The following is an 11,319-nucleotide window of genomic DNA, read 5'->3' on the forward strand; positions in this document are numbered from 1 at the left end:
AGATCTATGCATACCATCGTAAGTGGCATACGTCCTACCGGAAACCTCCATGTGGGGAATTACTTCGGGGCTGTCATCAATTTTCTTAAGCTTCAGAGTGAGGAGAAGTGCTACTTCTTCATTGCTGACTGGCACTCTCTCACGACGGCACCCCACCCCGAGGACATCATCGCCAATGACTATACCATCCTGGCGGAGTATCTCGCTTGCGGTCTCGATCCGGAGAAGTGCACCATCTACATGCAGAGCGACGTCCATCAGACGCTGGAGCTCTACCTCTACCTCAATATGCTCGCCTATATGGGTGAGCTGGAGCGGACGACGACCTTTAAGGACAAGGTCCGCCTACAGCCGGATAATGTCAATGCCGGGCTCCTCACCTATCCGACGCTGATGGCGGCTGACATCCTGCAGCACCGCGCCTGGGGCGTCCCGGTCGGCAAGGATCAGGAGCAGAATATGGAGATGGCGAGGATCTATGCCAAGAGATTCAATAGCACGTACGGGGTTGACTTCTTCCCTCTCCCCAAGTCCCTCGCAAGCAACGGGGAGAGTGCGGTGAAGATCCCCGGTCTCGATGGCTCCGGCAAGATGGGCAAGAGTGAGGGGAATGCGCTCTACCTCCGCGATGACGAGAAGACGATCCGCAAGAAGGTGATGAAAGCGGTCACCGACGCAGGTCCTCAGGAGCCACACAGCGAGATGCCGGAGGTGATTCGGAATCTCTTCACCTTCCTGGAGATCGTCTCCGACAAGGAGACCAATGACTTCTACCGCGCAGCGTGGGACGACTGCTCCATCCGCTACGGGGACCTGAAGAAGCAGATCGCCACCGACCTCAATGCCTTCATCGCCCCGATACGCGAGCGGATCGAGGAGTACAGCAGCGACCGCGCCTACCTCGAGAGGGTGGCGACCGCCGGTGCCGAGCGTGCCCGTGAGAGCGCCGAGGCGACCCTCAGAGAGATACGTAGCATCGTCGGCTTCCCTCCCTATAGAGGCTGAGCCGCCACAGAGATACGATAATAACTACACAAACCTTATAATATCAAGAGAAAATGAACGAAGGACAACTGACAGGTACCATCATCAAGATCCTAGAACCACGCACGGGAACGAGCAAGAACACAGGCAAGGACTTCTTCGTCCAGGAGTACGTCGTAGAGACGCAGGAGGAGTACCCCACGAAGGTCCACTTCTCCGTCTTCGGAGAGGACAGGGTGAAGGGCTATAACCTGCAGCAGGGAGATACTATCCAGGTCTTCTTCTATGTCAATAGCCGTGAGTACAACGAGCGGTGGTACACCGACATCCGCGTCCGCAATATCGTCAAGATCGACCCGAGCCAGATGGCCGGCACGCAGATGGGGACTCCCTACGGACAGCCCATGGGCAACTATGGTCCCCAGCCACAGGCTCCGCAGGGTATGCCTGGCTACGGTCAGCAGCCACAGCAGCCTTATGGCCCCCAGCAGTCCTACGGTCCGCAGCAGAGTAACGGCGGCAACGGCGGCGTGGACGACCTGCCCTTCTGATCCGTCAGACCTGACCGGTCGCCTGTGAGCGGTCGGGAGCCCACTCCGGGGATCGGGGTGAGCGGCGGAGGGAGCTCCTTTGGGAAAAGTGGCTCTCCACCGCTTCGGTTTTATCCTGAGGCGCATCCAGTGCGCAATAGGGAGACAGGTGAGATCGGGTCTCGCCTCTGTCGGCTCTCATGATGTGGCCGAGAGAGAGTAGAGAGATGCCGCACGAGAGAGGAAGATTGTCGCACAAGCTCCCCGATGGAGGGGAGGAGAAAACGTGAGATGTAACAGAACTAAGCATGGGATATAAAGAGGTAATGACCCTCAGACAGGAGGGGGATCTGGCGAGTGCCGTGGAGCTGGCTCGACAGGACTATAAGGAGTCACCCAATCAGTGGTCCTCATCGGCACTCTTCTGGGTGCTGAAGGACGTCGCCACAGGTGCGATAGAGGCGAAGGACATCAGCACCGCAGCAGACATGGTGGCAGAGATGGAGACGCTGGTCGAGGGGATGGGCGCCACCGCACCGATGGCGGAGGAGTCTCTCGTCTCGCTACGACAGAGCGTGGTACCGCACTTCGGTGAGCTGAGCGACCTGCTGACCGGCTATCAGAGAGAGAAGAACCCCTACCACAGGAGGGATCAAGTGCGCCAGGCCTTCGACAAAGTACTCGGCTGGCACAACTCTCCAGGAGGGCTCCACAAGGCTCTCCACCCGAGGGTGGCGCAGGTGGTGAGCGACTTCTTCGACTACCGTAATAAGTACATTACCCTCGATGAGGTGCGCCAGGCACTCGGTATCTACCTCAGCCTCGACATAGAAAAGCCCTCGGCACTCAACTCCAAGATCCTCGACCAGCTGCTCCGGGTGAAGGGGCTCTTCCGGGAGCACTTCGACTTCACCACCTTCCTCACCAAGTGGGATCCCGCCAAGTCACTCCGGTCTGAGGACTGGCAGAGGAGCACAGGCAAGGGACGCAAGGACCGGGGGCAGGAGAGCTCCTCCCTCGTGGATCGCGCCCTCAGTACCTCTATCGAGGAGCTGATCGACCGACGGGAGAGTCCCGTGCCGGAGATGATCTATGAGCTCTTCACCGGACTGCAGAGCCTCTATCCCGATGACCGCCTCGTCAAGCTGACGCAGGCGAGACTCCACCTGCTGGAGGGGGAGCGGGAGACCGCTCTCGAGGAGTACCTCCGGGTGCTGCTGATCTACTCCGAGCCCCGCATATGGGGCGAGCTCGCCTCCCTCCTCGGTGACGATCCCGAGCTGGAGGCTGCCGCTCTCGCCAAGACGCTGAAGGAGGAGACGGACGACTACGCCCCCTACCTCCTCACCATCCGGCTCCACTACGCTAAGCTGCTGATCGACCGGGGTGCGTACGCAAAGGCTCTCCGCGAGCTGCGCATCATCGCTCAGATCGCCGGAGAGAGGGGACGGGAGCTGCCTATGAGCTTCGACAAGATGATGGAGCTGATACCCGAGGAGACTGTGGAGGATAAGGACAATAAGGCACACTACATCCTCGATGCCAAGCCGGCTGAGGCCTACGTCTACCACTCTCTCGCCGCCACGCCGATGATCGTCATGGACGTGATCGCCCTGAGACTCAAGCAGCCGATGCGTCAGGTGGTGCCGATGCTGAAGCTGAGCAGCCCGGAGGGGCGGGTCCTGCTGACCAATCCCACGGAGATGGGACTGCCGGAGGGAGATCTGAGAGGGAAGCTCTTCGATGTCAAGTTTATCGAGCCGGAGGGCAGTCACGCCGTGGTGGTCCATATGGAGCCCTCGGAGGCGGATCCCCGTGAGCTCTTCCCGCTCCGGGTCGCCTACATCACCGGATACAGTCAGGGGATGCACTCCTTCCATCTCGTAGACACGGAGAGCAAGCACCACTACCTGCCGGGGGACGAGGAGGACTTCATGATCGGGGACTTCGTCAGCTTCATCCTCCTCTACGACACCGTCCGCAAGCCTTCGCCCAAGCGTCCGGCACAGCAGCGGGCTCTTCTGATCGCTCCCGCCCGGGTCGATCCGATGGAGGCGCTTGCCTCCTTCCCCCTCGTCCCCGCCACGGTGATCGCCACCGAGGACGCCCGCGTGACGATAGAGACCGACGAGGGGGTCACCGGCACCTTCTCTCAGATTCTCTCCCCGATCGAGCTGACGGAGGGAGAGCGCTGCACGCTCCGAGGATTTGTCTTCCGCAAGAGGGATCGCTTCACTGGAGAGCAACGCTCCTACTTCGTCACACTATCCGTAGAACCACTGCCGACGGATCAGCTCTGATCGACTATGGAGAGCATCCCCTTCATCGCCTGGTGTCTCGAGCATCTCAATTACTTCACCATCACACTGCTGATGGCGATAGAGAGCTCATTTATCCCCTTCCCGAGTGAGATCGTGATACCACCGGCGGCCTACCTCGCCGCAAGCACGGGGGAGATGAGTGTGGTGGGGATACTCTTCTTCGGTACGCTCGGAGCGCTGCTCGGTGCGACGGTCAATTACTTCCTAGCCCGCTGGCTGGGACGCCCCGTAGTCTATGCCTTTGCCGGGAGTCGGGTGGGCGCCTTCTTCCTCCTGAGCGAGGAGGGGGTGCGCCATGCGGAGGAGTACTTCGTCCGGCACGGTAAGGTGGCGACCTTTACCGGTCGGCTGATCCCGGGCATACGGCAGCTGATATCTCTCCCGGCGGGTCTGGCAAAGATGCCACTGGGACCCTTTTACCTCTATACCGCTCTCGCCGCAGGGCTGTGGAATGCCATACTGATCGCCATCGGGTGGTACCTGGAGAGCATCGTGCCGATGGATCAGCTCAGCCCCATGGTCTCGCGCTACAGTACGGAGATCGGGCGGATCATCATCGCTATCGTGGTGATCGTCCTCGGCGTGATGATGTACCGGGCACACCGGCGGAAGCCTCTCGAGGAGAGTCTCGGGGATCAGGATAAGAAGCAGTGACCGAGGATGACGGACGACAGACTACATATGGTACCGCAGGACGAGGAGTCCACTGCCACTAGAGGAGTTCACTGGGCGCGATGGGATCGGCTGTCTAATCTCTTTGTGGGGGACAAGGGGATCTGGATCGTCACGATCGCTCTGATGCTGATCAGTATCATCGTCGTCTTCTCCGCCGTGAGCCAGGAGGCGTTTCGGGCGGAGAATAGCGGGCAGAACTTCTTCGGTCAGATCCTCAAGCACCTGATCCTGGTCGTCTGCGCCTTTGGGATCATCGTCCTCGGGTCGCACGTGCCGAGCCGATACTACCTCCGCTGCTCGACGATCGCCTTCGTCTTCTCCCTCATCCTGCTGATGCTGGTCCCCTTCATCGGCATAGAGATCAATGGGGGTAAGCGGTGGCTCAAGATCTTCTTCCTCACCTTCCAGCCGTCGGAGCTGACGCGCCTGACGCTGATCAACTTTACCGCCAGCCTGCTCCGCGGGAGTGATGAGCAGCACTCCTCGCTGCGGGTCTTCTGGACCATCATCATCGCCACCGGGATCACCTGCCTGCTGATATTTATGGAGAATATCTCGACCGCCGTCTTCCTCGCCCTGATCGTCTATCTGATGATGTGGGTCGGGGGAGCGCACAGGAAGAGTATGCGCTGGCTCACGCTGGGAGGACTGGGGGCTGTCACTCTGGTGATCCTCGTGGTACTGCTGGCTCCGAAGGGATCGGTGATCGATATCGGGCGAACCTCCACTGGATACAGCCGCCTGACGGGATTCTTCGAGAAGATCGGGAGACCGATCAACGAGGAGACCTACGACGATATCATGGGCAACGACTACCAGGTGGTGGCGGCTCAGAAGGCTATCGCCAATAGCAATGTGATCGGCAAGGGTCCGGGGCAGAGCGAGCTGCGGCAGTTCCTCCCCCAGGCCTTCTCCGACTATGTCTACAACGTCGTGGTGGAGGAGTACGGCATCATCGGCTCAGCCGGTCTGCTGATCCTTTACCTCGTCTTCTTCTTCCGCTGCGGTATGCTGGCCAAGCACTCCCGAAGCATGTACCGGACGCTGGTGCTGATGGGTGTGGGGATCCTCGTGACGACGCAGGCGATGATGAATATGGCGGTGGCGGCAAACCTACTGCCGGTGACGGGACAGACGCTCCCATTCATCTCTAAGGGAGGCTCCTCCTACATCATCACGGCGATCTACTTCGCCATCGTGCAGAGCATCGCCCACGACATCAATAAGAAGCGCCTCTATCAGGACGCCATTGTCTCGGGTAACGCCGCCCGGGTGGTCGACCTGGAGGAGGTGCCGGAGATGGAGGAGGAGATACAGCTCACAGACCAGCTCACCAAGCAACAGAAGGAAGCCCTCCGGCAGGAGGCCTCCGACGGATCCACTCATCTATAGACAGACTCCTCATGGATAACGAAAAAGCAACTACAGAATTGTACCGGGTCATCATCAGCGGGGGTGGCACCGGCGGACATATTTTCCCGGCGCTCTCCATCGCAGATGAGATCCGGAGACGCTTTCCCAAGTGCGACATCCAGTTTGTCGGCGCTGAGGGTCGTGCAGAGGCGAAGCGGGTGCCGGCAGCGGGCTATCCGATCCACCTCCTGCCGGTGCGCGGACTCTCTAGCGGTGGAGGGCTCAAGCGCCTATTCTCGATCATCCCCTTCACCACCCAACTCTACAAGAGCACGAAGCAGGCTCAGGACTTCGTCCATCACTTCGATCCTCAGGTCGTCGTCGGGGTGGGCGGATATGCCAGTGCGCCGACGCTGATCGCCGCTAACCACTTCGGTATCCCGGTGGTGGTGCAGGAGCAAAACTCCTACGCCGGTAAGGCCAATAAGCTGGTGGCAAAGAAGGCGAAGTGTGTCTGCACCGCCTATCCCCATATGCGGCGCTTCTTCCCCGACACTCCGGAGATCGTCCTCACGGGCAATCCGATACGCCACAGCCTGATGGAGATTGAGCGGAAGAGTCGGGCGGCGTATGCCACCTTTGACCTCGTCCCGGAAAAGAAGACCCTCCTGATCCTCGGGGGCAGCCTCGGAGCCGGATCCATCAATAAGAGTATCCTGGAGTCGCTCTCTCAGCTCGCCTATCGGGAGGATCTGCAGGTAATCTGGCAGTGCGGGCAGAGCCACTACGCCGCACTGGAGAGTCAGGTGCGGGACTTCGACTCAGTCCATCTGATGCCCTTCATCAGCGAGATGGACCACGCCTACTCTATCGCCGACCTGGTGATCTCACGTGCCGGCGCCGGCACCCTCTCCGAGCTGACCGCTCTCGGTCTCCCGATGATCCTCGTTCCCTCCCCCAACGTCGCCGAGGATCACCAGACACACAATGCTCAATCGCTCGTCGATCGGGGAGCGGCACTCCTCGTACCGGACGCCAAGGCACTGACCGACCTCGTACCGACGGCACTCGATCTGCTGAGCCATCCGGAGCAGTGCGAGCGGATGGCAGCAGCGGCCAAGGAGCTGGGACTACCCGATGCCACACAACGTATTGTCGATGAGATCCAGCGCTATGCCAGACCGTAACCCTACAGAGAGGAGGGCAATCTTCTTCATCGGCATCGGCGGGATCGGCATGAGTGCCCTCGCCGAGTACTTCCTCTACTACGGCTACACCGTCGGAGGCTACGACTATGTGCGGAAGCCTGTCTCGGATCGGCTGGAGGCGCTGGGGGCTCAGATCCTCTACGACGATGATCCCGAGCTTCTGCCTGAGCCCTTCCACGCCAATGCGAAGGAGCTGACCGTGGTCTACACCCCGGCTATCCATGAGGACAATAGACTGAGAGCCTACTACAGGGAGCACGGCGTGCCGCAGATCAAGCGGGCGGAGCTGCTGGGGCAGGTGACCCGGAGACACAAGGCACTCTGCGTCGCTGGGTCGCATGGCAAGACAACCACCTCCTCGCTGCTGGCTCACCTGATGAGACAGTCCCACCTGGGGGTCAATGCCTTCGTCGGAGGACTGATGCTCAATTACGACTCCAATAACCTCCTCCTGGACGAGAGCAGCGACTATGTGGTGGTGGAGGCGGACGAGTTTGACCGCTCCTTCCACCGCCTCACGCCCTACGCAGAGATCATCACGGCGACAGAGGCAGATCACCTCGATATCTACGGCACAGCGGCCGAGTATGTCGCTGCATTTGGCACCTTCGTAGGGCTACTCCGCCGGGGAGGGTTCGTGATCGCCGAGGAGGCGGCACAGGTATCCCGGGACGACCTCCCCGAGGGCTGCCGACTCTACCGCTACGGCGCATCGGAGCAGTGCGACTACCGATACGATCGGGTCACCTACGAGGGGGATCGGCTCTTCTTTGACCTCCATACGCCCAACGGCGTGCTGCGCCACCTGGAGCTTGGCACGCCGATACGGATCAATGTCCTCAATGCCACCGCTGCTATTGCCATGGCACTCCTTGTGGGACTGACCGAGGAGGAGATCCGCCCCGCACTGGCAGACTACCGAGGGACTCACAGACGTTTTGAGAGAACGCGCATAGGCATCGACGGACCGATGGTGATCGATGAGTACGCTCACCACCCGGGAGAGGTGCGTCGCTCACTCCTGTCGATCCGAGAGCTCTACCCGGAGAAGCGGATCACGCTCGTCTTCCAGCCCCACCTATACAGCAGGACGAGGGACTTCATGGAGGACTTTGGCAAAGCGCTCTCCACGGTGGATGATGTGATCCTGGCACCGATCTACCCGGCACGCGAGGAGCCCATCCCCGGCATCACATCTGAGGCGCTCCTGGAGCGTGTCACCTCGCCTCATAAGTGCGTCGTCCCTCTGGAGTCACTGCCATCGGAGCTGGAGAAGCACTCCTTCGACGTGCTGGTGATGATGGGTGCGGGAGACATCGAGTTTGAGATCCCCAAGGTGATCGCACACCTGAGAGAGAGGGGATAAGAAGGGGAGTCCGCTATGACACGTCGCAAGGAGAGAAAGAGACTACGCCGGATCCTCGGCTGGACGGTGATGGGGCTGCTGGTGATATTGCTCGGCTGCTCCTTTGTCCTCGCTCGCCGGCATGTCTCGTACGCCATCTACCCCTCTCGTACGGCGATCCGCATCCAGGACACCGGCAAGGGACGCTTCCTCCAGGAGCGAGAGGTGGCGGCGGCACTCCCGATCGACCTCAGGGACAGCATCTCCCGCGGCGTAGACCCGGAGAAGATTGAGAGAGATCTCGTCGACGCCTCCACCTACATCCGCAGCGCCACCGCCTACATATCTCCCTCCACGATGCGCCTCCACGTGATCGTCCACGAGAGGACGCCCATCATTCGATATAGCCGAAACGGTGCCACCTGGTACCTCGACGATGAGGGCATATCCGTTCCACAGAGACGGGGCTCGACCGCCTACGTCCCGCTTGCCGAGGGGGCGATGACCGACGGGACGATCCACTATGTGCTCTACCCGCTCGCTCAGTACCTGTATGAACACAGCGAGTGGAGCCACTTCTTCGGATACATAGAGATCCTCTCGGAGAGCAAGATACACCTCTACCCGAGAGTGGGGACGGTCGTCTTCGAGCTCCACGGACTCGAGACGCTGGAGCAGGATCTAGCCAAGATCCCCGTCTACTACAAGGAAATCGAGCCGCAAGTGGGTACCAATATGTACTCTCTCGTGAAGCTCTCCTATGAAAATCAGATCGTATGCGTAAAGAGAGAGAAGTAACCACCCCACCTGCGCAGGAGCGAGCGCTGACAGAGCAGGAGATCAAGGCAAACGACCGTGCGAAGAAGCGGGCCTATGCCTTCTCTTCGATGGTCAATTTTCTCCTCCCGCCGATCAAGCTCTTCGCCGGTATCACTGGCCACTCCGCCGCCCTGATAGCCGATGCGATCAATTCGCTCCTCGACATCTGTGCCAATATCATCACCTACATCTTCCTCCACATCTCCGCTAAGCCCAAGGAGGACGACGAGCACATCTACGGCCATGGGAAGTACGAGATCGTCGGCTCACTCCTGATCGCGCTGTCGATGCTGGTGACCGGCGTACTGATCGTCTTTGGCTCCTGCAGAACCTTCTACGATTACTTCCGTGAGGGCGTGCTGCCCAAGTCCCCGGAGATTATCGCACTCTGGGTTGCCATCACGACAGTGGTGCTGAAGCTCCTCACCTACTTCTATACGGAGCAGAAGGCGAAAGAGACCCGCTCCGACGCCCTCCACGCACAGGCGATGGATCATATCTCTGACGTTTTCTCCGCCTCTGCCGTCGTCATAGGCGTGCTCGGTGCACGACTGATCCCGGGCGAGGGGACACTCTTCGAGCCACTGGCGGCGATCATCGTCGGAGGTCTGATCATCCGATCCGGCATAGGTGTCTACCGACCCGCCATCCTCAAGCTGACCGACAGCACCGTCGACCCTGAGACAGTCGAGGAGATCCGAAGCGTAGTGGAGACGGTGCCGGGAGCCACCTCTCCCCACCACATCATGGCACGGATGATCGGATCGGAGACACTCTCGATCGAACTGGATATACGGGCCAATGGTCTCCTCACCCTCTACGAGGCGCACGACATAGCGAGCGAGACAGAGCAGGTGCTGCTGGACCACTTCGGCGCCCGGACGCACGTGGTGGTCCATATGGAGCCGTCGCACCCCTATCGCCACACGAGGGACTTCATGCGTCGCCGTCCTGATCTCTGCGATCCCGACTCGGGAGAGCCGCTACCGGATCGTGAGTAGAGAAGTAATCCATCTCCCCGCTCGGCTCCGAGCGGACCGGCTGGAGGCGGGCGTGGATGAGGTAGGCCGCGGCTGTCTCGCCGGCCCTGTGGTCGCTGCTGCAGTGATCCTGCCCCCTACCCTCGACCTACCGGGGCTGACCGACTCCAAGCAGCTGACACCACACAAGCGTGAGGCCTACGATCTCATGATCCGTGATCAGGCTGTAGCCGTCTCTGTCGGAAGCGCATCGCCCGAGGAGATCGACCAGATGAATATCCTCAGTGCCACCTTCCTCGCCATGCAGCGCGCTATCGAGGGGCTAAAGCCCGCTCCGGAGTACCTCCTCATCGATGGCAACCGCTTCCGCAGTCACCTCGAGATCCCCTACGAGACCATCGTAGGAGGTGACGGCAGAGTCGCCTCCATCGCCGCCGCCTCCATCGTAGCAAAGGTCTACCGTGACCGGCTGATGGCAGAGCTGGGGGCGAGCTACCCCGCCTACCACTGGGAGCGAAATGCCGGCTACGGCACGGCGGCACACCTCAAGGCGATCCACCTGTATGGCCTCACACCCCACCATCGCCGCTCCTTCGCTCCCTGTCGTCCCTCCCTCTTCCCTGACGACTGAAGTTCCTACTAAAAGGTCCTACACCGGAAACTCGGTGTAGGACCTTTTTTTTGCTCCAAGGACATAGGACAGCGCATCAGGACCAGTATATTCCCGACGCTGATCAGTAGAGCAAGTCAGCTCACCCTCTATAAGTTAGGGAAACTCCCAACCAAGTGACGATACGAAATAGCTTTTCCAAAAGTGGTTTTTAGGGCAAAAATAGCTTTCCCAAAAGTGGTTTTGGAGAAGTGTCGTGCTGAAATGCGGTTTCTGGACAGCACTGATTGCCGGACCGGTGAGCAGGGGTGACGCATTTGAGCCTTAAAGTAAAGAAGTGATAATCCCTGTCGCTGTGCAATCCTGTCGGCTGATCCCAGCCCTACTGCACCCGCCGGACCGATCCCGCAGGGGCGAAGCCCCGGAGGGATCATCGCTTTTTAGACCGGGTGTCGAGGCACGAAGTGCCGAAGACCCCGGGAAAGAGGATCCCG

11 protein-coding genes are annotated in these 11,319 nt (G+C 60.0%); 10 read left to right on the plus strand and 1 reads right to left on the minus strand.

All coding sequences use genetic code 11. The features are described from left to right. The first annotated feature begins 6 nt into the window (after window positions 1-6). Both trpS and Q0F21_RS02970 read left to right on the plus strand, forming a co-directional pair. The gene (gene trpS, locus Q0F21_RS02965; RefSeq protein WP_297237282.1) at window positions 7-1,005 is read left to right on the plus strand and encodes a tryptophan--tRNA ligase; all 999 of its coding nucleotides are present in this window, start codon (window positions 7-9) and stop codon (window positions 1,003-1,005) included. Window positions 1,006-1,058: 53 nt separating this feature from the next. Then, window positions 1,059-1,535 (plus strand): DUF3127 domain-containing protein, encoded by a 477-nt coding sequence (locus Q0F21_RS02970; RefSeq protein ID WP_297237260.1) that lies wholly within the window; start codon window positions 1,059-1,061, stop codon window positions 1,533-1,535. Between the two features lie 4 nt (window positions 1,536-1,539). On the opposite strand, the gene Q0F21_RS02975 is transcribed toward Q0F21_RS02970, so the two are convergent. After that, window positions 1,540-1,716 (minus strand): hypothetical protein, encoded by a 177-nt coding sequence (locus Q0F21_RS02975; protein ID WP_297237263.1) that lies wholly within the window; start codon window positions 1,714-1,716, stop codon window positions 1,540-1,542. A gap of 106 nt (window positions 1,717-1,822) precedes the next feature. Here Q0F21_RS02975 and Q0F21_RS02980 point away from each other — a divergent pair, with 106 nt between their 5' ends. Genes Q0F21_RS02980 through Q0F21_RS03015 form a run of 8 tightly spaced genes read left to right on the plus strand, consistent with a single transcriptional unit; the run spans window position 1,823 to window position 10,846 of the window. Continuing rightward, window positions 1,823-3,814: a hypothetical protein gene (locus tag Q0F21_RS02980; RefSeq protein WP_297237265.1), complete on the plus strand. Its 1,992-nt coding sequence runs from the start codon at window positions 1,823-1,825 to the stop codon at window positions 3,812-3,814. 6 nt (window positions 3,815-3,820) lie between these two features. Continuing rightward, complete coding sequence (locus Q0F21_RS02985) at window positions 3,821-4,489, plus strand: DedA family protein (RefSeq protein WP_297237267.1); 669 nt, start codon at window positions 3,821-3,823, stop codon at window positions 4,487-4,489. A 6-nt stretch (window positions 4,490-4,495) separates the two neighbouring features. Continuing rightward, window positions 4,496-5,902, plus strand: coding sequence for an FtsW/RodA/SpoVE family cell cycle protein (locus Q0F21_RS02990; protein WP_297237269.1), 1,407 nt, complete (start codon window positions 4,496-4,498; stop codon window positions 5,900-5,902). Between the two features lie 11 nt (window positions 5,903-5,913). Then, window positions 5,914-7,050 carry an undecaprenyldiphospho-muramoylpentapeptide beta-N-acetylglucosaminyltransferase gene (gene murG, locus Q0F21_RS02995; RefSeq protein ID WP_297237272.1) on the plus strand — a complete coding sequence of 379 codons (1,137 nt, stop codon included), beginning with the start codon at window positions 5,914-5,916 and terminating at the stop codon, window positions 7,048-7,050. Beyond that, window positions 7,037-8,437, plus strand: a complete 1,401-nt coding sequence (gene murC / locus Q0F21_RS03000) for a UDP-N-acetylmuramate--L-alanine ligase (protein ID WP_297237274.1) — start codon at window positions 7,037-7,039, stop codon at window positions 8,435-8,437. The genes murG and murC overlap by 14 nt, the downstream gene beginning before the upstream one ends. Window positions 8,438-8,452: 15 nt before the next feature. Next, window positions 8,453-9,214, plus strand: coding sequence for a hypothetical protein (locus Q0F21_RS03005; protein WP_297237276.1), 762 nt, complete (start codon window positions 8,453-8,455; stop codon window positions 9,212-9,214). Beyond that, window positions 9,193-10,236, plus strand: a complete 1,044-nt coding sequence (locus tag Q0F21_RS03010) for a cation diffusion facilitator family transporter (protein ID WP_297237278.1) — start codon at window positions 9,193-9,195, stop codon at window positions 10,234-10,236. Before Q0F21_RS03005 ends, Q0F21_RS03010 begins: the two co-directional genes overlap by 22 nt. After that, window positions 10,229-10,846, plus strand: coding sequence for a ribonuclease HII (locus Q0F21_RS03015; RefSeq protein WP_297237280.1), 618 nt, complete (start codon window positions 10,229-10,231; stop codon window positions 10,844-10,846). Before Q0F21_RS03010 ends, Q0F21_RS03015 begins: the two co-directional genes overlap by 8 nt. The last annotated feature ends 473 nt before the right edge of the window (window positions 10,847-11,319 follow it).

Source organism: uncultured Porphyromonas sp., assembly GCF_934359325.1.
In the GTDB taxonomy this organism is placed as follows: Bacteria; Bacteroidota; Bacteroidia; order Bacteroidales; family Porphyromonadaceae; genus Porphyromonas_A.

Coding starts and splice junctions, on each gene's coding strand:
- trpS (WP_297237282.1), top strand. CDS start 7: ATGCATACCATCGTAAGTGGCATACGTCCTACCGGAAACCTCCATGTG.
- Q0F21_RS02970 (WP_297237260.1), top strand. CDS start 1,059: ATGAACGAAGGACAACTGACAGGTACCATCATCAAGATCCTAGAACCA.
- Q0F21_RS02975 (WP_297237263.1), bottom strand. CDS start 1,716: ATGAGAGCCGACAGAGGCGAGACCCGATCTCACCTGTCTCCCTATTGC.
- Q0F21_RS02980 (WP_297237265.1), top strand. CDS start 1,823: ATGGGATATAAAGAGGTAATGACCCTCAGACAGGAGGGGGATCTGGCG.
- Q0F21_RS02985 (WP_297237267.1), top strand. CDS start 3,821: ATGGAGAGCATCCCCTTCATCGCCTGGTGTCTCGAGCATCTCAATTAC.
- Q0F21_RS02990 (WP_297237269.1), top strand. CDS start 4,496: ATGACGGACGACAGACTACATATGGTACCGCAGGACGAGGAGTCCACT.
- murG (WP_297237272.1), top strand. CDS start 5,914: ATGGATAACGAAAAAGCAACTACAGAATTGTACCGGGTCATCATCAGC.
- murC (WP_297237274.1), top strand. CDS start 7,037: ATGCCAGACCGTAACCCTACAGAGAGGAGGGCAATCTTCTTCATCGGC.
- Q0F21_RS03005 (WP_297237276.1), top strand. CDS start 8,453: ATGACACGTCGCAAGGAGAGAAAGAGACTACGCCGGATCCTCGGCTGG.
- Q0F21_RS03010 (WP_297237278.1), top strand. CDS start 9,193: ATGCGTAAAGAGAGAGAAGTAACCACCCCACCTGCGCAGGAGCGAGCG.